Genomic DNA, 20817 nt, shown 5'->3' on the forward strand with positions numbered 1-20817 from the left:
CGCCACCGCTCCTGCGTGCGGAGCTCAGCGTGCGGCGCCTCAGCTCCGCCCCTCCAGCGCGCAGGAGTTGACCACGTCACCGCCCGCCGGCCGTGCGATCGTGCGGTCCGCGGGCGGAGCCGTACCCTCCTCGACCCACTGGGTGAGTGCCGCGAAGGCCGAGCGATAGCAGGGCAGGATCGGCCGCAGCCGGTCCGGGTAGGTGTCGTACAGGCCGTCGGTGTGCGTGCCGTCCTGAACGGTGTAGTACCGGTGCAGGCCGCCCCGGCCGCGGTCGTCGATCATCCGCGCGTACACGTCGGAGTCGGTCGCGATGGGCAGCAGCGTGTCGAGGTCGCCGTGGAGCGTGATCAGCGGCTTGCCGATCCGGCCGGTCAACGCGACCTTCGCGACCGCCCGGTGCACGGACGCGGGTCGTGAGCCGTAGTCGTACGAGGCGTCCGAGGCGCACGCGGCGAGGATCCGCTCGACCGTCGAACCGGCTGTGGAGCCCGGACAGCCCGGGTCGTACGACGGGTCGAACTCGGCCCGGAAGATCTTCTGCGTCAGCCCCCAGTACGCCTTCTCGTGGTAAGGCCACAGGAAGCGTGAGCCCGGTGCGAAACCGGCGTCGATCAGGTCCTCGTCAGCCGCTTGCCCGAGGGACCGGGCGACGGTCACCGGCAGACTCGTCAGCAGGTTGGGCCCACGGGTCGTCCACAGGACCCCCTCCCAGTCGACCCCGCCGTCGTAGAGCTCGGGGCGGTTCTCCAGTTGCCAGCGGGTGAGATAGCCGGCGTTGGAGACGCCCGTCATGTACGTGCGCTGCGGGGCCCGGCCGTAGCGCTGCCGTACGACCTTCTTGGCCGCACGGGTCAGCTCGGTCACCCGGTGGTTCCACTCGGCGACCGCGTCGCCGGGCCGACGTCCGTCGGTGAAGAAGTCCGGTCCGGTGTTCCCTTTGTCGGTGGCGGCGTACGCGAAGCCCTGGGCGAGGACGTGGTCGGAGATGAGCGTGTCGGTGGAGTACTGCCGCCGGGTGCCGGGGGCGCCGGTGACGACCAGACCGCCGTTCCAGTTCTCGGGCAGCCGGATCACGAACTGGGCGTCGTGCGCCCAGCCGTGTGTGGCGTTGAGGTGTGACTCGTCGGGGAAGTAACCGTCGATCTGCAGACCTGGCACGCCGGACGGGTTCCTGGTGCCCTTCGCGGAGAGACCGGCCTGGTCGGCCATGTCGGTGTACGCAGTGCCCGCGAGGCCCGTCGTCGTCAGATCACCGAGACAGGCGGTCCGCTGGTGTTCCGCGCCGGGGACATCGATCCGGGGCAGCGCCGCACAGGGGCCCGGCGGGGCGGGCTCGGCCCCCGCCGGAGTGGCGGGGCCGACGGCGGTCAGCCCGGTCAGGAGCACGGCGAGCAACGGGACGCCTCGGAACAGGCGCATGGACGGCCTCCGGTGGACGAGGGAAAGGGGGTTCGCCGCACATCGTGCGGGGCACTCCTTCCGCGCGGCCATGGTCCCGGACCACACCTCGGGTCTCTGGCCCGTGTGGCTCGCGCGCTCGCTTGGCCGGTGTGGCTCGCTGGGCCCGGCGGGTGGTCCGTGTCGCCCTGCGGCGTCCGGGTCAGGAGGGGCGCACCGCCATCGCGTCCAGCGCCTCCAGGAGGGCGGGCAGCTTCGTACCACGAGCCACGGGGAGGACCTCGCGGGGCTCGTCGTCCAGGAGGACGAAGGCCATGTCGTCGGTCCGTGCCACCAGCGACCAGCCGGGGCCGTCCGCGCGGAGCATCCGCGCCCCGCCTGCGGCGAAGCTGGACCGCACCCGGCCGACCGGGGGTGGCTCTTCCAGATACCCGCGCAGTTCGGCGAGAGCGCGGCGGACACCGTCGTACGGGTCGTGCGGCTCCTGTGGGTCGTGCGGACGGTCCGAGCCTGCGTCTGTGCCTGCGTCTGTGCCTGTGCCCGGGCCTGCTTCCGTGTCGCTGTCGACGGTGCCCTCGTCGTCCATCTGGGACCGCCAGGCGGCCCACTGCAACGCGACCTCGTCGGCGCCGAGACGCCGCTGCGCGGGCCCCCAGGTGTCGGCGGACGGAGGGGCCAGCGGGGCGCGGTCGCCCTCCTCCGGCTCCGGGTCGTGCGGGGCGGGGAGGTCGGGGGCGGCCGAGGCCACCGCGAGCGGCCAGCCGGGGAGCGCGGCCACGACCGAGCGCTCGTCGGGGGAGAGCTCGTACTCCATCCCGCAGTCCCAGGAGGCGATGGCCACCGCGACGAGCGACACGTCGTCGACGATCACGGTCCACCGGGCGCCCGCGCCGTCCTGGCCGAGCACGAGCCCGTACCCCTCGGCGTACGGTTCCAGGTCCAGCGCCGCGCACGCCGCCGGATAGTCGTCGCCCAGGACGCTCGGGAACTGCGCGGGCGTCAGCAGCACCGCCGTCAGCACGTACAACGCGTCGTCGTCGGTGCCGTCGATGCCGCCGGCCTCTGCGGCGTTCTCGGCGGTACGGTCCGTCCCACCCACGGCAGCCTCCCCATCTGGTCGTCGGCGCACCTTAACCAGTGGGTAACCCACACGTCGAGAGTCTCCGGCCGTAAGTGGTGCGGCCGATTCCGTACGCTCAGGCCTCGGGGGCTTCTGAGCCCCCTGAGAATTCCGGGAGCCCGAGCAGCGACCGGGCCACGGTACGCGGGGACTGGTCACGCTCGCGTGCGAGCGCGATCACGGCCCGGCAGGCCAGCTCGTTGACGCCGAAGGAGAGCGCCTCCGGCTGGACCCAGGTGACGGCCTCGTCGATCTGGTCCTGGTCCTCCTCCACGCAGCCGACCACATAGGTCGCCGCCGCCTCGAAGATGTTGTGCGGCCGACGCCCCCGGGGAGCCTTCCGCGGCCGCGTACGGGACTGGTCCGGCGCTCGCCGTGCGGTCGGCAGGAGGGTGCGGAGTAGCGCTCGCATACGGGCCATGGCCTGCCGCCTCTCCCGGACACGGCTGCCCGGCACTTCCACGGTAGACACGGAAGTGCCGGGACAGAAGGGTGCGGCGGGCGTCTTGCTTGCGTTACTGCTGCTTCAGCCCTCTCGAACCGCGAGCACCAGGTAACGGTCGTCCTCGTCCACGTAACGGACCATCCGCCAGCCGGACGCGGCCAGAAGGGGGCGAAGGCGGGGTTCGGCGCGCAGGTCGTCCTCGGTGATCTGCCGTCCGTGGCGGGCGGCGAGGGCGGCCCGGCCGATCGGGTGGAAGAGGGCCAGTTGTCCACCGTGGCGCACGACCCGGGCCAGTTCGCGCAGGTTCTCGGCCGGGTCCGCCAGGTGGGAGATGAGCCCGGCCCCGAAGACGGAGTCGAGCGCGCCGTCGCGCAGCGGGAGCCTGGCGACGTCCGTCAGGAGCAGCGTCGCGGACCTGTCGCGCCCGGCCCGTACCGCCTCGTCGAGCATCTCGGGCGTCAGGTCGGCGCCGATGACGGTTCCTCCGTGCCCCACGGCCTCGCGCAGCGCCGGGAGTGCGCGCCCCGTGCCGCAGCCCGCGTCGAGCACGGTGCCGCCCGGACGCAGCCCGAGATCGGCGACCGCCGCGGCGTAGGCGGGACCGTCGTCGGGGAAGCGGGCGTCCCAGTCGGCGGCGCGGGAGCCGAAGAACTCCTGGACATGGGTGGGGTCATCGCTCATGCGTGCATGATGCCTCAGCCTCAGGGGTGAACGTTCTGCGCACACGTTCGAGCGCGGCACGATCGTTCTGGAACATCTCTGTGTCATATTCCATCAGCTTTCGAAATGCGCCCCTGATGCGCCCCCTTGTCCGGACTAGCGTCCCTGGGTCATGGGACACCTGGACCACGCCACCTTCGGCTGGCTGACACCTGTGCTGTCGTACGCGATGGCCTGCATAGGCGCGGCCCTCGGGCTGCGCTGCACCGTCCGCGCGCTCGATGCGAACGGACGATCACGACGCAACTGGCTGCTCACCGCCGCCTCCGCGATCGGCACCGGCATCTGGACGATGCACTTCGTCGCGATGCTCGGTTTCGGCGTCACCGGGACCGACATCCGCTACGACGTTCCCCTCACCATCCTCAGTCTGCTCATCGCCATGGCCGTCGTCGGGGCTGGCGTCTTCGCCGTCGGGTACGGCCGGGACCGGTTCCGCTCACTCCTGATCGGCGGGCTCACGACCGGGGTCGGCGTCGCGTCGATGCACTACATGGGCATGGCCGCGCTGCGGCTGCACGGCCAGGTGCGGTACGAACCCGTCCTCGTTGCGCTCTCCGTCGTCATCGCGGTCGTAGCCGCGACGGCCGCGCTGTGGGCCGCGCTCAACATCCACGCGCCGACCGCCGTCGCCACGGCCTCCCTGGTGATGGGAGCGGCCGTCAGCAGCATGCACTACACCGGCATGTTCGCCGTACGGGTCGATGTCGTCCCCGCAAACACGACGCTCTCCGGAGCCTCGGCGATGCAGTTCATCTTCCCCCTCGCCGTGGGCCTCGGCTCCTACCTCTTCATCACCTCGGCCTTCGTGGCGCTCTCTCCGACCGCCAAGGAACGCGCCGCCTACGCCTCGGCGGAACGGCTCACCGAGCCCGACGACCGTGCCGTGGACGTGGCTCCGCCCGGCTTCCACCAGACGCCGTCGGCACCGTCTGCACCACCGGCGGCACGTCCTGCCTAGGTCGTGTCCGGAAAGTAGCGCCGTCTGCCCGCAGGGCAGGGCCCGCGGCGTCCGGTGCGTGCGATCGAGAAGGCGGAGGGCCGCCCTCGTACGGGGCGTACTCGGGTGATCCCGACAACGCGGCGAGCGTGCGTGCCAGGCGTCGCGGGCCAGGCGGGACTTCACGGACACGGCCCAGGCGGGACTCCCCGTCCCCGAAGCAGTCGAACCGAGCACATCGCACGACACGGCACGCACCCGCACCACTCACCACGCACCCCGCACAGCACCAGGACAGACGCAGCCGGAACGAGGAGGCCATGCGAACTCCCCGCAGGACCCAGGACGCCGACACGACGGCGAGACCTCAGGCGGCGGCGCGCGGGCGGCGCGCGCACGCCGGGCCACCCGCGGACGAACCGCCGCGGTCCGGCGACGCGTCGCCACCCGTCCCCGAGGCCTCCCGGTCCGCCGGGGCCTCGGGAAGCCCGGAGGCCGGGACCCGCCGACGGGGCCTGCGGCCCCGTACCGTCCGTGCCAAGATCGTGTCGCTGCTGATGGTGCCCGTCGTGTCGCTGCTCGCCCTCTGGGGCTTCGCCACCGTCACCACCGCCCAGGACATCGCCCGCCTGCGCCAACTCCAGCGGGTGGACGCCGAGATACGCGAACCCGTCGCCGCCGCCGTCCGCGCCCTCCAAGCCGAACGCCGCGCCGCCGTCCGCCAGATCGCAGCGCCCGGCACGGGCCGCGCCACCCAGCTCAAGGAACAGGCACGCCGCACCGACGCCGCAGTCGCCCGGCTCCGCCTCGACGACCGGCACACCGTCGGCCACACCGGCGACCTCCCCCGAGAGGTCGCCGACCGCGTCGGACAGTTCGTCACCAAGGCCGAAGGTCTGAGCCGACTGCGTACCGCCGCTGCCGGCGGCAGGGCCGACTGGGACCAGGTGTACGCCGAATACACCACTGCCATCAGCGCCGCCTTCGCCGTCGGCGGCGCCCTGACCGGCATCCAGGACGCCGAGATCGGCTCCCACGCGCGCGTGCTCCTTGAATTCGGCCGGGCGGGCGAGATGCTCGCCCGCGAGGACGCCCTGCTGGGCTCCGCCCACCTCGGCGGCGAACTCACCCCCGAAAGGCTCCGGCAGTTCACCGGAGCCGTGGAGACCCGCCGTACCCTCCTCGAGTCCGCCACCACCGACCTGCGCGGGCCCGAGCGCGCCGCCTGGGAGAAGCTCACCACCCAGCGCGGCCACCGGCAGCTCACCGCGGCGGAGGACCGCGTCCGCGCCGCCACCCCCGGCCGCAAGGCCGTCCAAGCCGTGTCCGCCGCTTCCTGGGACGACGCCGTCGCCGTCGTGCGCGGTGGTCTCCACACGATCGAGACCGACGCCCGCCGGGCCGCCGCCGACCGCGCCGACCCGTTCGCCGGCGGTGTCCTGAGCGCGGGAGGCGCCGCGGTCCTGCTCGGCCTCGCCGCCGTCGCCGCCTCCCTCGTCATCTCGGTGCGCATCGGCCGCACCCTGGTCGTCGAACTGGTCAGGCTCCGCAACACGGCCCTCGCGATCGCCCGGCGCCAACTCCCCGCCGCCATGAGCCGACTGCGTGCGGGCGAGGAGATCGACGTCCTGGCCGAGGCCCCTCCGGGACCCGCCCCGCAGGACGAGATCGGCCAGGTCGGGGAGGCGCTCACCACCGTGCACCGCGCCGCGCTCTCCGCCGCCGTCGAACGCGCCGAGCTCGCCAGCGGGATCTCCGGCGTCTTCGTCAACCTCGCCCGCCGCAGCCAGGTCCTCGTCCACCGGCAGCTCAACCTGCTGGACAGCATGGAGCGCCGGGCCGACGACCCGAACGAGCTGGGCGACCTCTTCCGCCTCGACCACCTCACCACACGGATGCGACGCCACGCCGAGAGCCTGATCATCCTCTCCGGCGCCGCACCCGGCCGCGCCTGGCGCATGCCGGTCCCCCTGACCAACGTCGTACGGGCCGCCGTCTCCGAGATCGAGGACTACGCGCGCGTCGAGGTGCGCCGGCTCCCCGAGACGGCCGTCGTCGGCGGCGCCGTCGCCGACCTCACCCACCTCCTGGCCGAACTCGTCGAGAACGCCGCACAGTTCTCCCCGCCCCACACCAAGGTGCGGATCAGCGGCGAACCGGTAGGCAACGGCTACGCCCTGGAGATCGAGGACCGTGGCCTCGGCATGGGCAAGGAGAGCCTCGCCGAGGCCAATACGAGGATCGAGCAGTCCGAGGCCCTCGACCTCTTCGACAGCGACCGGCTCGGGCTGTTCGTGGTCAGCCGGCTCTCCGCCCGGCACGACATCAAGGTCCACCTGCGCACCTCGCCCTACGGCGGTACGACGGCGGTCGTCCTGCTGCCCACGGACCTCCTGCAGAGCGCACTCCCACCGGGACGGAGCGCACTCGACCCCCGACCGGTCGAGACCGCGTACACCGGCGCCGATGGCCACGGTGACGGCGACCGGGATCGGGGTGACCACGGGTACGGGTACGGGTACGCCTCCGGAGCGAGTCGGGAGCGGGAGCCGCAGCGAGCCGAGGAAGCCCCGCCGGCGCCGACGACGGCGCTCGCGCAGCACCGTCGGCAGCAGCCCGCCGCGGTGGCTCCCGTACCGTCCCAGCCGCTGCCGCGCCCGCCGCGCATCACCGCCCTGTCGGCGGAGCCGGACGGGCCGGAGTCCGCCTCCCCCGATCAGCCGCCGGCCGGAGTCACCTCGCTGCGGCAACGCGGCCGTTCGGCTCCGCTCAGCCCTGCGCCCCCGCCCCCGGCACACCCCTCCCCGCCTCCGTCGGCCCCCGTGGGGGACGGCGACCAGCTGCCCCGCAGGGTGCGCCAGGCCAGTCTCGTACCGCAGCTGCGCGAGGCGCCCCCGGCGGACCCACCCCCGACCGCGTCCGTCCAGGGCGCGGCCGAACGCACACCCGAGCAGGTAAGGGACCGCATGACCGCCTATCGCGACGGCTGGACCCGGGGCGGCGGCGCGGCCCCCGGTACCAGACGCCCCCTCGGTACCGGCTTCGACAGTGAAGGAGACCAGGAATGATCGACCACGAGAGGATCTCCCACCACCGCTCAGGCGAACTCGACTGGCTCCTCGACGACCTCGTCGTCCGGGTGCGGGAGGTCCGCCACACGGTCGTGCTGTCCAACGACGGTCTCGCCGTCGGCTCCTCCAGCGGCCTCAGCCGGGAGGACGCCGAGCACCTGGCGGCCATCGCCTCCGGTTTCCACAGCCTGGCCAAGGGCGCGGGCCGCCAGTTCCACACCGGGGGTGTGCGCCAGACGATGGTGGAGATGGACGACGGGTTCCTGTTCGTCGCGGCCGCCGGGGACGGCTCCTGTCTCGCCGTCCTCAGCTCGGTCAACGCCGACATCGGCCTCATCGCCTACGAGATGGCCCGTTTGGTGAAGCGGGTCGGAGAGCATCTGCACACCCCGCCGCGGATCACCGCCACCCCGCCTGCCGCCGGCTGACCGGTGACACCCGTGACGCTCATGAACGAGGACGGCACCGGCGACGGCCGGGCCGTGCCGGGCAGTCAGTGGTACGACGCCGATGCCGGGCCGCTCGTCCGGCCGTACGCCATGACGGGCGGCCGCACCAAGCCGGGCCCCAGCAATGTGCGGTTCGACCTCATCGCACTCGTCGTCGTCGAAGACGACCCGCCCGGCCCGGCCGAGGAGTCGCTCCTCGGCCCGGAACACCGGGCCCTGCTCACGCTGTGCCGGGCCGAGACCCAGTCGGTGGCGGAGCTCGCCGCCGACGCCGACCTGCCCGTCGGCGTCGTCCGCGTCCTCCTCGGCGATCTCCTCGAAGCGGGCTTCGTCAAGGTCAGCCGGCCCGTCCCGCCCGCACAACTGCCCGACGAACGGATCCTGAGGGAAGTCATCGATGGCCTACGAGCGCTCTGAGAACACCGGTGCGGGCGGCGGCGTGGACGCCACGGCCCTCGCCCTGAAGATCCTGGTCGCCGGCGGTTTCGGCGTCGGCAAGACCACCCTGGTGGGCGCGGTCAGCGAGATCCGTCCGCTGCGCACGGAAGAACGGCTCAGCAGGGCCGGGGAGGCGGTGGACGACACCGGAGGCGTCGCCCAGAAGACCACGACGACCGTGGCGATGGACTTCGGCCGCATCACGATCCGCTCCGGACTCTCCCTGTACCTCTTCGGCACGCCGGGGCAGGACCGTTTCTGGTTCCTCTGGGACGAGCTGTCCCAGGGGGCACTGGGGGCCGTCGTCCTGGCCGACACGCGGCGGCTGGAGGACTGTTTCCCGGCGGTGGACTACTTCGAGCACCGCAAGATCCCCTTCGTCGTCGCCGTCAACTGCTTCGCCGGTGCCCGGAACTACGGCGCGCACGAGGTCTCGCGCGCGCTGGATCTGGACCGTGGCACACCGGTGGTGCTGTGCGACGCGCGGGACCGGGACTCGGGCAAGGAGGTCCTGATCCGTCTCGTCGAGTACGCGGGACGCATGCACACCGCCCGGCTGCTGGACTCCGTCGGCTGAGGCGGGCGGCCGGCGTTTCGTCGGCGTACCGGCGTCCCGTGCATGGTGCGGTGCGGTGCGCGCGGGACGCCGAGCGGGTTCCACGGCGGGCGGAGCGGGCGCCGAGCCGGACGGCCCAGTGGCACAGCTCGATCGGGTCGCCGCTGATTTCGGCGCGGCCCGGGAGGGTTTGTCTTGGGCCCATGCCGCGGCACGCGAGGCACCCATGAGTGCTTGCCCTGTCCACGACACTGCGTAAGGCTGGCGGACGACACGCGGACCACGGGGACTTCGGGTCGACGGGGACGCAACAAACAGGGGGAGGACCGGGCATGGCACTGGACAAGGGACTGGACTGGCTTCTGGACGACTTGACCCAGCGCGTCGAGTACATCCGGCACGCGTTGGTGCTGTCCAACGACGGTCTGGTGACGGGCGCGAGCAGCGGCCTGGTGCGGGAGGACGCCGAGCACCTGGCCGCCGTCTCCTCCGGCCTGCACAGCCTGGCCCGAGGCTCGGGCCGGCACTTCCAGGCGGGTCGTGCCCGGCAGACGATGGTCGAGTTCGACGACGCCCTTCTCTTCGTGACGGCGGCGGGCGAGGGCAGCTGCCTGTGTGTGCTGAGCGCCGCCGAGGCGGATGTCGGTCAGGTGGCCTACGAGATGACCCTGCTGGTGAACCGCGTCGGTGAGCACCTCGGAGTGGCGGCGCGTCAGCCGGGCCGGGCCGGCCTCGCCGAACTCTGAGGTTGTCCACAGGGCATCGGAGGTCCACCGGCCGGGGTTGTCCACAGGTCGAGCAGGAGGGCGTCGCTGCCCGTTACGGTCGTCACCGGGAGTATTCGTCACTCACGGGGGAGGCCGTCATGACGGTGGAGGAAGGCGCGCGCACGCTGGCGTTGACGCGCGCGGCGCAGGAACTGGCACTGCGGCGGGACGAGTTCCAGCTGGCGGTGCAGATGGGGCTGATCCGTACGGTGCCGGCCGGGGCGCCCGTGCCGGTGGCATCGCCTACCGGTGGGACAGGGGTCTCCGGGCCGCAGGGAGTCTCAGGACCGCCGGGTGGTGGGCGACGCAGAGTGGAGCGGGCGGAGGTCGACCGGCTCAGAGCCGCCTCGGACTTCCCCGAGGGGCTGCGAGAGCGGGTCCGCACGGTCGGTACGACGGAGGCGGCCGACCTGCTTTCGATCACCCCGGACCGCTTCACCAAGCTGGCCAGGACGGGTCACTTCAGCCCGGTGCGGTTCCATCTGAACCGCTACCGCGCGGTGGTGTGGCTCTATCTCGCCGGAGAGCTCGGTGAGTTCGCTCTGACACATCAGAGACTGCTGAGCGGACGGCTTCCCCAGGAGGTCCGCGACCGGATCGACGCGGGAGAGGACCGGCGGCCGCGGAACTGGCGGGCCAGACGGCTCGGGCTGCTGCTGCGGGCGACGGAGGACCGGTGGGCGCGGGCGGCGGCGATCGCCTCGCTCCTCGGCCCGCTCCAGTTGGCCGAGGTCGTGGACGATCCGCACGAACGGGCCCATCTCGACCGGCTGCGTCCGCAACCGCCGTCCGGGATGCCGGAGTCGGGGACCGCCCGAGAGATCGCGGACCGGCTGATGCTGGCGGACGACCCGGACGAGATCCTGTGGCACCGGATGAGCCTGGCGCTGGCACTGGACGAGGCACGCAAGGAACACCAGGCCCCGTGGCCCACTGGCGGAGCGGGGCGGGGGCGGGCGGTCGGCCCCACTCGCCCGCCCCGCCCACCGGCCTTCTCCCGCCCACCCACCGGTGGCACCCGCCCCGGCCTGCTCGACCGACTCCGCCGCCGCAGGCGACCCGACACGGAAGCGACCGGCGACACGGCCGGTGTGGAGGGGCTCGGAAACGCGCCGCTACACCAGGCCGAGTCGACGCGGTAGTGCCATCAGCTCGTGGGGGCCGCGGAATACCCCACGGGCGTCCGGCACCACCCAGCCCCCGGCCCAGCCGGGTCCGAACCGCCCGGGGGTGGGAGGGGTGGACCGGCCGGGTCTGGACCACTTGTCCCTGGTCAGCCGCACGCCCGATACGGATCTGCTCGGTCCCTACCGCCCCGGGCCGGGACCGGCGGCCATACGCCCGCTTCCGGGCCGGCCGGCCCGGCGGGCGTCAAGGGACGGGCGACCGCGCCCACGTCCGCTCCCACGTCCCACGTCCCACGTCCCACGTCCGACCTCCGGCGTCCGGCGTCCGATGCTCGACGTCCGGGCCACGGGGCCCCCGGGTGTCGGTCGGCGGTCGACGTGCGGGCAACGTGGCGCGCAAGGCAGGATGGGCGCATGCTTCTGGCACGGCTCGCGGACGTCTCCCATCAGGTCGCCGCCACCTCCGCACGCTCGCGGAAGATCGGCCTGCTCGCCGAGTTGTTCGGGGAGGCCGCGCCCGAGGAGAGTCCGCTCGTCATCGCCTATCTCTCCGGCCGGCTCCCGCAGGGACGCATCGGGGTCGGGTGGAGTGTGCTCAAGCACGTGATCCCGCCCGCCGTCACGCCGGCCGAGCAGCCGACCCTCACCCTCGCCGGCACCGATGAGGCCATGACCGCGCTCGCCGCCCTCACGGGCGCCGGTTCGCAGGCCGAGCGGGTCCGGCTCGTCCATGACCTGATCGCCGCCGCCACCCTGCCGGAGCAGGAGTTCCTGATCCGGCTGCTCTCCGGGGAGGTTCGCCAGGGGGCTCTCGACGCCATCGCGCTCGAGGGCGTCGCACGGGCCGCCACGGTTCCGTCCGACCAGCTTCGCCGGGCGGTGATGCTCGAAGGATCCCTGCCGCGCGTCGCCCGGGCCGTGCTCGCCGACGGTCCCGCCGCGCTGGAGACCTTCGCCCTGAGGGTGGGCAGTCCCGTCCAGCCGATGCTGGCCCATACCGCCGGCTCGGTCACCGAGGCCGTCGCGAGCCTCGGCCCGTGCGTTGTCGAGGAGAAGCTGGACGGCATCCGTGTACAGGTGCACCGCCGAGGTGACGAGGTCCGGGTCTTCACCCGCTCCCTCGACGACATCACCAGCCGGCTGCCCGAAGTGGTCGCCCACGCCGGAGAGCTGAGCGGTGACCTGTTCATCCTGGACGGGGAGGTCATCGCGCTCGACCCGGCAACGGGGCGACCGATTCCCTTCCAGGACATCGCCTCCCGGGTTGGATCCCGCGTCGACGTCGTGACCGCCAGCGCCGCGACCCCCGTCTCACCGGTCTTCTTCGACGTTCTCGCGGTGGACGGCGAGGTCCTCATCGACCACCCGGGCCAGGAGCGTCACGCGGCCCTGGCCCGCCTGGTACCCGAGGCCTCGCGGGTGCGGCGGTGCGTCATCGACGATCCCGGCTCGGCCGCGCAGATCGAGGCGGCCGAGCGGTTCTTCACCGACACACTGGCCCGCGGCCACGAAGGAGTCCTGGTCAAGGCGCTCGAGGCGTCCTACGTGGCAGGCCGGCGCGGGCGTACGTGGCTGAAGGTGAAGCCCGTTCACACCCTCGACCTCGTGGTACTGGCCGCCGAGTGGGGCCACGGCCGGCGCACCGGTCTGCTCTCCAACCTCCACCTCGGCGCGCGCGCCGCCGACGGCACGTTCGTGATGCTGGGCAAGACCTTCAAGGGCCTCACCGACGAGATGCTCGGCTGGCAGACGGAGAAGCTGCGTGAACTCGCCGAGACCGACGACGGGTTCACCGTACGTGTACGGCCCGAGTTGGTCGTCGAGATCGCGTACGACGGGCTCCAGCGTTCCACCCGCTACCCGGCCGGGGTCACCCTGCGCTTCGCCCGTGTCGTCCGCCACCGGCCCGACAAGCCGGCCGCCGAGGCGGACACCGTGGAGCGGGTCACCGGCGGCCCGTGAGTCGCGCCCCCTTGGCCTCCCCCGGCGAGTCGCCCGCACCGTTGGTGTAGCGCCCGCGCACCCAGAGCGGAAGCACGAACCAGCAGAGCAGGTACCAGGTCACAAGCCCGGTGACGAGCCACGGCACGTACGCGTTCTGGGTCGCCACGCGCAGGACCAGGAGCAGGGCGGAGGCCAGGGTCGCCAGGAGCAGGAGCAGCCCGAGGAACGTCAGCCGGGAGGCCCACTCGACCGCCTGCGGTTTGATGCGCCGCCCCGCCACCAACCGGTGGAAGGAGACCGGTCCGATCAGGGCGCCCGTCGCCGCCGCGCCCAGCGACACGGTGATGACGTAGATCGTCCGGTCGGCCGCCGGGAGCTCGGGGAAGCGGGGTGTGAAGACGACCGTGAGCAGGAAACCGAACAGAATCTGCACGCCCGTCTGGGCGACCCTGATCTCCTGCATCAACTCGCCCCAGCGCCGGTCCGCGCGCTCCTCCGGCGTCTCGTGACGTCCGAGGATCAGACCGTCACCGTCCGGCGTGACCTGTCGTGGCGTGGTGGGCACGGAACCTCCCGTTCGTGACCCCTGGTGGCGAGTAACCGGTCACCGGGCCTTCAACCGTGCGGAGGCCGGCTCGGTGCGCGCGAACGAGGGTGGGCCTCGCGGGAAGCCCGTGCGCGAGGGATGCTGGAAGCGTGGCAGGGCGACCGGCCCACGGGTCCGCCGCGAGGAGATGAGCGACGTGTACGACATGCACATCGACACCGACGTCTGCGTGCAGCTGAGCGACTGCTCCCGGGAGGACGCCCAGGCCGTCTTCGACGTCCTCGACCACGTCTACGAGCTCGAGGACATGAAGGCCCCGGGCGCGCAGACGGCCTCGGCCCCCGGCGTCAACGTCTGGACGGCCACCTTCGACACGGCCGCGGGCCCCCATGAGGAGGTACGCCCTGTACCGCTCACCGGCATGGTGGGAGCGGTGCTGACCGGCGGGTACCACGCGGTCGACGAGGTCGAGAAGACGCTCGCCACCAGCTTTGACATCCAGTCGTTGCAGTCCGTCTCCGGCGACCAGGAGACCGAGGCGCGACTGCTGCTCGCCGCTCGCTGAGCCGTCGGCGGCTCGTCGGCACGCCACCCCGGACGGAGCGGACTGGCGCCGTCCGGAGCTTACGTGCACCCCCGCGGCGTGAACCATCGGTGACCCACCCCCTATGCACGGCGTGTATACACCGTGTGTAGCGTGCTGGACATGCCACGTACCGCCCTGACCAGGGGCGTGGCCGTCCAAGCCATTGACGGGGAAAGCGGGTCGCAGCATGTTCCGAGCCAAGCCGACAAAGAGCCGGGGGCCGGTCGTCGCCCTTCTGGCGGCGGCGTCACTGGTCCTCGCCGTCAGTGGCTGCGGGGTCGACAGGGTCACTCCCGGCGAGGCAAGGAGCAAGGCCGCCGCTGCCGACGGCAAGGGCGGCGAGGCTGCCAAGGGCGGTAAGGCCGGCGCGTCCGGGCCGGTCGACTGCGCCACGGCGAAGTGCATCGCGCTGACCTTCGACGCGGGCCCGGGCGAGGACACGCCCCGTCTCCTCGACATCCTCAAGGAGAAGCAGGTTCCCGCCACCTTCTTCCTGCTCGGCAGGAAGCACGTCGACCGCTATCCCGAGGTCGTCAAGCGCATCGCGGACGAAGGCCATGAGGTCGCCAATCACACCTGGACCCACCGCATACTCACCGACCTGGAGGCCGGTGGCGTGCGCGAGGAGCTGTCCCGCACCCAGGACGCGATAGAGAGGATCACCGGGCGCAGGCCCACCCTCATGCGGCCCCCGCAGGGCCGCACCGACGACACGGTCTCCGAGGTGAGCCGCGAACTCGGGCTCGCGCAGATCCTGTGGAGCGTCACGGCGAAGGACTACTCCACGACCGATTCGGCGCTGATACGGCAGCGCGTACTAGACGGCGCGAAGGGAGACGGAATCATCCTCCTGCACGACATATACGACGGAACGGTGCCGGCGGTACCCGGAATCATCGACGAGCTGAAGCGGCGCGGCTTCACGTTCGTGACGGTCCCGCAGCTCCTCGCGCCGGGCAGCGCAGAGCCAGGAAGCGTCTACCGTCCGTGAAGTGAGACGCCGGACCGTCGAAAACGGGGTGAGGTGACTCACATCGGGCATGTTCGAGTCTTCGGAACACGCTGTGAAGGTTTATCGTTCATGCATATGTGACTGCGAAGGGGCCCGGTCCCCGAGTCCCCCCTTGAGGTGACCGCTCTTCGCGTGTCGCAGCGATCGGCCCCGGTTGGAATCCCCCGTCCAACCGGGGCTGCTTCGTCTCCGGATGATCCCGGCGCCCCGGCGCTCCCCCCGCTCTCGGGCGTGGGCTGCTCCCGAGAGGCGCACACTCCGGCGCGTTCGACCCGTTCGAGTGACCCCCCGCATGGCCGGCCCCCGGCCGGGCAGTGTCGTCACGGGCCGTGACGCATAGTGACGCGAGTGCCACGTGGCGAGTGCGTGCGGCCCCGCTGACCAGGCGCTTCGCGAGGGGGACCATGCTTTCCGTCACCAGGCGTACCCGTCGGCCGCTCGCGACCGCTGCCGCCGCCCTCGTGCTGACGGGCTGCGCGACCGTCCCCGCCCGCTCGACCGTGCCGTCCTCGCCTCAGGCGCAGGACGAGCTCCTCGGGACCGCCGAGCGCACCCTCGTCGTGCGCTGCCTCGCGGCGCGGGACCTCACCCTCCCCGACACCGCCCCCGCGCGACCGCCCGCCCCCGCCGAAGACCGCCGACTCCAGGCGGCCCTCTTCGGCACCGGCCCCCGCGAGCTCTCGCTGACCCTGGCCACCGGCCACACCGTCACCGCCCACACCGACGGCTGTGTCGCCGCCGCCCGGCAGAACCTCTACGGCGACCAGACGCGCTGGTTCCGTGCCCAGGTGACCGTCGACAACCTGCGGGCCGAGGCCCAGGCGCGCATGAAGGACGACCCCGCCCACCGCGCCGCGCTGGACCGATGGACCCGGTGCGCCGCCCCGCCCGGCCGCCCGCGCCCCGAACGCCCCGGCCCCGCCGTCGCCGCCCGGTGCGAGCGGGAGAGCGGCCTCGCCGACGTACGGGCCCGGCTGGAACCCGTCGAGCTGGCGGAGGTACGCGCCCTGCGCGGCGACCAGCTCGCCACCTACCGGCAGCTGCGCACCCGCGCGCTGCGGCGGGCAGCCGAACTGTCCGCAGGCACCACCGAGCAGAAAGGCAACGACGCCTCATGAAGCGCATCCTCACCGCCGCCGCGGCAGTGCTCGCCCTCACCGGCGGCCTCGCCCTGACCACTCCGGCCGTGGCCGCCGACTGTCCCAGCGGTCACTTCTGCACGTGGCAGGAAGCCGACTTCGGTGGCCAGCGCGCCAACTGGAGCGGCGACGACGGCTGGTGGGAGGGCTGGATCGCCGACACCGACTCCTCCTGGGCCAATCACGGGATCTCGGGGCCGGGGGTCAAGGACCATGTCCGCGTCTACGAAAGCGCCTGGCAGGGGGGTGCCATGACCATCTGCCTCGCCCCCGGCCAGGAGGTCGGCTACAACGGCGCCGCCAACGACCGCGGCGATTCCCACACCTGGGCGATGGGCTGCTGATCCGGCCCGTCGAAACGCTCCCGCACCGCGAGGGTGCGGGAGCCCCCCTTCCGTCCGGCCGGATCGGCGGTTCAGACCCGGCGCGCGAGCAGCGCGGCCAGCGCACGGTCGGCGTGCACGCTCATCCGCAGCTCGCTGCGGACGACCTCCAGGACACGGCGGTCGGTGTCGATCACGAAGGTGACCCGCTTCGTCGGCGCGAGCGAGAACCCACGGGTCACCCCGAACCGGTCACGGATCGCACCCTCGGGGTCGGAGAGCAGCGGATATCCCAGCGAATGACGGTCGGCGAACTCCTGCTGACGCGCGACGACATCGGAGCTGATGCCGACCGGGCGCCCGCCCGCCGCCCGGAACTCGCCCGCGAGGTCACGGAAGTGGCAGGCTTCCGCGGTGCAACCCGGAGTGAGGGCGGCCGGGTAGAAGAAGAGGACCACCGGCCCCTCCTCCAGCAGACCGGTCAGCGAGCGGGGCGTCCCCGTCTCGTCCGGGAGAGTGAAGTCCTCGACGATGTCACCGACGTTCATCCGGCCCGCCCCTTGTCCGCGACCGGCCTCTCCGGTCGCCGAGCGATGACGTTACCCGGGAGTAGCGTCTGTGTCACCAGAGGCGAGCGGCGGCCAGCAGCCGGTCCCGTACGAGCCCCACGTGCGGGTTCTCCGGGGTGCCGGGACGCTGGGCGAGATACGACGTGTTGATCGGAGGGTCGTCCGGTTCCAGCAGCGGCACGAGCCGGCCCGCGTCGAGTTCCGCCCGGCACAGGTAATGCGGCAGCACACTGAACCCGGCACCGGCCACGACCGTCGCGACGACGCCCCGCAGGTCGGGCACGGTGACGGCGGCCTCGCCCGTGAGCCGCCGGCCGAAGACGTGGCGCCAGTAGCGGCGGGCGATCGGAAGATCCTCCGCGTACATCACCATCGGGACGCCGCGCAGCGCCGCGGGCCCGTCCTCGGCGACGTTCCGCGGGTCGATCCGCCGCGCCCACTCCGGCGAGGCGACCAGAACGAACTCCTCGTCCGTCAACGGCACCGCCGTCAGCGTCCGCCCACGCGGGCGGACCGTGGAGATCACCAGATCGTGGTGCCCCGCGCGCAGCCCGTCGAGGAGCTCGTCGGTGAGACCCGGCCGCACCTGGAGCCGTACGCCCTCCTCTACCAGCGGCGCGAGCGCGGGAAGGGCGCTCACGCACAAGAACTCCGCGGGGCCCGCGAGATGGACGGGCTGGGCCGCCGACGCCGTTCCCGGGCCGCGGTCGGTGACGGCGGCGAGTGCGTCGAGGGGCGCCGCCACCTGGGCCGCCAGATCGTCCGCGTACGGCGTCGGTGCCACCCCGCGCGGCAGGCGCTCGAACAGTTCGCGGTCGAGGCGGCGTTCGAGGGAGCGGATCTGTGTCGTGACGGTCGGCTGGGAGAGGTTCAGCAGCCGGGCGGCGGCGGTGAAGGATCCGGTGCGGTGCACGGCGAGAAAGGTGCGCAGCAGCGACAGGTCGAGCGGCCCGCGCGGTACCACCCCCGGCCCATCGGTTCCTCTGTCCGTCACGCCCCCAAGCATAGGTGTGCGCATGGACGGGGCGTCCGGTGGCGGTGGCCGCTCCGGCGGCGCCCCCGGGCGGGGCGCCCTGTGACACACGTGTGAGCGCCTCAGGCCTGCTGACGCACGGCCCGGCGCTGGTCCAGGATCGTCAGGACCCGCTCGCCCCAGCGCAGGTTCTCCTCCTCCAGGGACAGGCCGCGCATCAGCGTGAGGTACGGGCCGACCCGCTCCGCCTCCCGCAGGTACGTCTCCTCGTCACGGCCATCGAGCATCCATTCCCGCAGCCTTTCGTACCGCGCGCGCTTGCCCCGTGACCACTCCATCCGCTCCTGCACAAAGCCGCGGACCGCGTCGGTGTCGCCCGCGTCGCAGGCCTGCACCTGGACCATCAAGTCGTCACGGATGGCGGTCGGTCGCGGCGGCTGGGAGGTGTACGTCACGAGATCCCGCCGGCCCGCGTCGGTGAGTGAGAACATCCGCTTGTTGGGCCGCCGCTCCTGCTGCACGACGCGGGCGGCGATGAGGCCGGCCTCCGAAAGCCGCTCCAGCTCCCGGTAGAGCTGCTGCGGTGTCGCGGCCCAGAAGTTGGCCACGGACACGTCGAAGATCTTGGCCAGGTCGTATCCGGAGGCCTCGCCCTCCAGGAGAGCTGCGAGAACGGCGTGCTTGAGCGACATCCGGACACGCTAGCAGTTCGTCGAACAGGCCCCTCCGCATCTGTTCAACGCTTCTCCCCGCCTCGGACAGAGGGCAGAGGCGGGGACGGCGGCGTCCAGTCCGCGTGCCGCAGGATCATGCGTACCGCCGCACCCGAGGGCGCCAGACGAAGCGCCGCGTTGCGCAGGGCCACGGCCGCCGGGTGGCTGAGCTGCTGCCCCATGCGCCCGGCGCGGCGGGCGGCGACCGTGACGGCCCGGGTACGCGGGCGGCGTTCGGTGTCGTACGCGGCCAACGCCGCTCGGACGTCCGTGTGCGTGGTGGTCTCCTCGACGGACCGGCCGTGCCGCGCCAGGGCGGCGGCGAGCACGGCGGCGTCCTCCAGGGCCTGACAGGCACCCTGGCCCAGCTGGGGGGTCATCGCGTGGGCGGCGTCGCCGAGGAGTGCGACGCGGCCGGAGACGAAGGACGGGAGCGGGGTGGTGAGTTCATGGATGTCGTGGTGGAGCACGGCCTCGGGACGGGTCGCGTCGAGCAGCCGGGGGATGGGCTGGTGCCAGCCGCGGAACCGCCTGCGGACCTCGGCGAGCGGATCGGCGTGGCGGATCCCGGGCGGGGAGTTGAGGACGGCGTGCCACTCCGCGCGCCCGTCCTCGAAGGCGATGTGACCGAACTCGGCGCCCCGTCCCCACGTGATCTCGAAGTCCGTGGTCAGCTCCACCGGCCCGTGGGTGACGGCTCGCAGGACGGTCGAGCCGCTGTGGGCCGGGCCGGGGTGGTCGGGGAAGAGGAGCGTCCGGATGCGGCTGTTGACGCCGTCGGCGGCCACCACCAGGTCGGCGTCCAGGTGCGTCTCGGTGGCGGGTGAGGCTCCGGCGGCCCGCGTGCGGAGGTGGACGCGTACGCGGGCGGGTGCCGAGCGGTCGAGGTCGGTCACCTCGACGCCGGTGGTGAGGGAGTCGGCAGGGAGGGCGGCACGCAGGATCCGGTGCAGGGTGGCGCGGGGGATACCGACGATGGGCGTACCGAGGGCGCGTTCGAGAGCGGCACCGTCCATACGGGCCAGCCAGGAGCCGCCCGGGGTGCGGGTGCCGCCGGTGTACTGGCCACGCGCGGCCACCCGGGCCTCGGTCCCCACGCCGAGGGCGTCGAGGGCGCGGATGCCGTTGGCGGCCAGCGAGATCCCGGCGCCCGCGTCGTCGAGGACGCGGGCGCGCTCCAGGACCGTCACCTTCCAGCCGACACGCCGCAGTCCGAGGGCGGCGGCGAGTCCCCCGATGCCGGCGCCTACGACGACAGCGGTTCTCCCCATGGTGAACCAGCCCTTCGCCGGTGTCTCTCCGCCATTTCTTCTACAGTTGTAGAAGGTTAGCGCGGGGTGTCTACAGGTGTAGAAAAGGGGGGTGACCTCCGATCGACGCCCCGCCGCCACCGAGCGCCGTACCCTCCTCGCGGACGCCGCGATCGGCGTCCTCGCCGACGCCGGAATGCGCGGGCTCACCCACCGCGCCGTCGACGCCGCCGCAGGGTTCCCGGCCGGCACCACCTCCGCGTACTACCGCACCCGCTCGGCCCTGCTGACCGCGCTCGTCCGCCGTCTGGTCGAACGGGACCAAGCCGAGCTGCGGGCGGCGGGGGAGCGCCTCGGGGAGCCCCGCTCCGCCGCCGAACTCGCCCACGCCACCGCCGCACTCGTCGCCGCCCGACTCACCGGCGAGGGCCGGCGCCGTTCCCTCGCCCGCTTCGCCTGCGCCGTCGAGAGCGTGCGGGACCCCGAACTCCGGGACATCCTGGTTGCGCGCGAGAACCCGGCCCGGGACGCGGTTCGCCGCTTCCTCGCCGCCCTCCGGGTCGAGGACCCGGAGGGGCGCACGCTCACGCTGCTCAGGTGCGTGGACGGTCTCGTGTTCGACCGGGTGGTCCGAGGTGGAGACGTCTCCGTGGAGGAGGTCGAAGGTCTGGTGGCGGCGGCGTTGCGGCCCGCCGGGCCGGGCGTCGTCGACACGCAGCAGCCGCAC

The 20817-nt window shown here is 72.7% G+C and carries 21 protein-coding genes and 1 pseudogene; 13 read left to right on the forward strand and 9 right to left on the reverse strand.

Annotated elements, in window-relative coordinates; translation table 11 throughout:
* Nucleotides 1-39: 39 nt before the first annotated feature.
* The 4 genes from IE136_RS08560 to IE136_RS08575 all read right to left on the reverse strand — a co-directional run bounded on the left by IE136_RS08560 (nt 40) and on the right by IE136_RS08575 (nt 3647).
* Complete coding sequence (locus IE136_RS08560; RefSeq protein WP_189599979.1) at nt 40-1422, reverse strand: tannase/feruloyl esterase family alpha/beta hydrolase; 1383 nt, start codon at nt 1420-1422, stop codon at nt 40-42.
* Between the two features lie 181 nt (nt 1423-1603).
* A complete protein-coding gene (locus IE136_RS08565) occupies nt 1604-2500 on the reverse strand; it encodes a hypothetical protein (protein WP_158992928.1) in 897 nt (298 codons plus the stop codon).
* Between the two features lie 97 nt (nt 2501-2597).
* Complete coding sequence (locus IE136_RS08570; RefSeq protein WP_373309026.1) at nt 2598-2942, reverse strand: hypothetical protein; 345 nt, start codon at nt 2940-2942, stop codon at nt 2598-2600.
* A 105-nt stretch (nt 2943-3047) separates the two neighbouring features.
* Nucleotides 3048-3647: a class I SAM-dependent methyltransferase gene (locus IE136_RS08575; RefSeq protein WP_158992930.1), complete on the reverse strand. Its 600-nt coding sequence runs from the start codon at nt 3645-3647 to the stop codon at nt 3048-3050.
* Between the two features lie 151 nt (nt 3648-3798).
* On the opposite strand from IE136_RS08575, the gene IE136_RS08580 reads away from it, so the two are divergent.
* The 8 genes from IE136_RS08580 to IE136_RS08615 all read left to right on the forward strand — a co-directional run bounded on the left by IE136_RS08580 (nt 3799) and on the right by IE136_RS08615 (nt 12996).
* Complete coding sequence (locus IE136_RS08580; protein WP_189599980.1) at nt 3799-4647, forward strand: MHYT domain-containing protein; 849 nt, start codon at nt 3799-3801, stop codon at nt 4645-4647.
* Nucleotides 4648-4946: 299 nt separating this feature from the next.
* Nucleotides 4947-7694, forward strand: coding sequence for a sensor histidine kinase (locus IE136_RS08585; protein WP_189599981.1), 2748 nt, complete (start codon nt 4947-4949; stop codon nt 7692-7694).
* Nucleotides 7691-8125: a roadblock/LC7 domain-containing protein gene (locus tag IE136_RS08590; RefSeq protein WP_158992936.1), complete on the forward strand. Its 435-nt coding sequence runs from the start codon at nt 7691-7693 to the stop codon at nt 8123-8125. The genes IE136_RS08585 and IE136_RS08590 overlap by 4 nt, the downstream gene beginning before the upstream one ends.
* Nucleotides 8126-8146: 21 nt before the next feature.
* Entirely contained in the window at nt 8147-8563 is a 417-nt protein-coding gene (locus IE136_RS08595; RefSeq protein WP_158994967.1) for a DUF742 domain-containing protein, read from the forward strand.
* On the forward strand, nt 8544-9161 hold the full coding sequence (locus tag IE136_RS08600) for a GTP-binding protein (protein WP_158992938.1): 618 nt from the start codon (nt 8544-8546) through the stop codon (nt 9159-9161). Before IE136_RS08595 ends, IE136_RS08600 begins: the two co-directional genes overlap by 20 nt.
* Nucleotides 9162-9472: 311 nt before the next feature.
* A complete protein-coding gene (locus IE136_RS08605) occupies nt 9473-9886 on the forward strand; it encodes a roadblock/LC7 domain-containing protein (RefSeq protein ID WP_189599982.1) in 414 nt (137 codons plus the stop codon).
* Nucleotides 9887-10005: 119 nt separating this feature from the next.
* Entirely contained in the window at nt 10006-11049 is a 1044-nt protein-coding gene (locus IE136_RS08610) for a DUF6397 family protein (protein ID WP_229818718.1), read from the forward strand.
* A gap of 399 nt (nt 11050-11448) precedes the next feature.
* A complete protein-coding gene (locus IE136_RS08615; protein ID WP_189599983.1) occupies nt 11449-12996 on the forward strand; it encodes an ATP-dependent DNA ligase in 1548 nt (515 codons plus the stop codon).
* Here IE136_RS08615 and IE136_RS08620 read toward each other — a convergent pair.
* Nucleotides 12980-13543, reverse strand: coding sequence for a DUF6328 family protein (locus tag IE136_RS08620; protein ID WP_229818719.1), 564 nt, complete (start codon nt 13541-13543; stop codon nt 12980-12982). The two genes, IE136_RS08615 and IE136_RS08620, sit on opposite strands and share 17 nt — an antisense overlap.
* A 169-nt stretch (nt 13544-13712) precedes the next feature.
* On the opposite strand from IE136_RS08620, the gene IE136_RS08625 reads away from it, so the two are divergent.
* From IE136_RS08625 to IE136_RS08640, 4 genes are all read left to right on the forward strand, one after another.
* The gene (locus IE136_RS08625) at nt 13713-14090 is read left to right on the forward strand and encodes a hypothetical protein (protein WP_158992944.1); all 378 of its coding nucleotides are present in this window, start codon (nt 13713-13715) and stop codon (nt 14088-14090) included.
* Nucleotides 14091-14298: 208 nt separating this feature from the next.
* A complete protein-coding gene (locus IE136_RS08630; protein WP_189599984.1) occupies nt 14299-15102 on the forward strand; it encodes a polysaccharide deacetylase family protein in 804 nt (267 codons plus the stop codon).
* 425 nt (nt 15103-15527) lie between these two features.
* Complete coding sequence (locus IE136_RS08635; protein WP_189599985.1) at nt 15528-16241, forward strand: hypothetical protein; 714 nt, start codon at nt 15528-15530, stop codon at nt 16239-16241.
* Nucleotides 16238-16606 carry a peptidase inhibitor family I36 protein gene (locus IE136_RS08640; protein ID WP_158992948.1) on the forward strand — a complete coding sequence of 123 codons (369 nt, stop codon included), beginning with the start codon at nt 16238-16240 and terminating at the stop codon, nt 16604-16606. Before IE136_RS08635 ends, IE136_RS08640 begins: the two co-directional genes overlap by 4 nt.
* A gap of 71 nt (nt 16607-16677) precedes the next feature.
* On the opposite strand, the gene IE136_RS08645 is transcribed toward IE136_RS08640, so the two are convergent.
* From IE136_RS08645 to IE136_RS08660, 4 genes are all read right to left on the reverse strand, one after another.
* Nucleotides 16678-17133, reverse strand: a complete 456-nt coding sequence (locus tag IE136_RS08645; RefSeq protein WP_158992950.1) for a peroxiredoxin — start codon at nt 17131-17133, stop codon at nt 16678-16680.
* A 73-nt stretch (nt 17134-17206) separates the two neighbouring features.
* Nucleotides 17207-18160, reverse strand: coding sequence for a LysR family transcriptional regulator (locus IE136_RS08650; RefSeq protein ID WP_189600033.1), 954 nt, complete (start codon nt 18158-18160; stop codon nt 17207-17209).
* 89 nt (nt 18161-18249) lie between these two features.
* The gene (locus IE136_RS08655; RefSeq protein ID WP_158992952.1) at nt 18250-18819 is read right to left on the reverse strand and encodes a PadR family transcriptional regulator; all 570 of its coding nucleotides are present in this window, start codon (nt 18817-18819) and stop codon (nt 18250-18252) included.
* 44 nt (nt 18820-18863) lie between these two features.
* On the reverse strand, nt 18864-20111 hold the full coding sequence (locus tag IE136_RS08660) for an FAD-dependent monooxygenase (RefSeq protein WP_189599986.1): 1248 nt from the start codon (nt 20109-20111) through the stop codon (nt 18864-18866).
* 175 nt (nt 20112-20286) lie between these two features.
* Between IE136_RS08660 and IE136_RS08665 the strand changes: the two are divergent.
* Nucleotides 20287-20778: pseudogene (locus IE136_RS08665) on the forward strand (TetR/AcrR family transcriptional regulator); the annotation flags it as partial.
* Nucleotides 20779-20817 lie beyond the last annotated feature (39 nt).

This window comes from Streptomyces lateritius (assembly GCF_014649715.1).
GTDB classification, from domain to species: domain Bacteria; phylum Actinomycetota; class Actinomycetes; order Streptomycetales; family Streptomycetaceae; genus Streptomyces; species Streptomyces lateritius.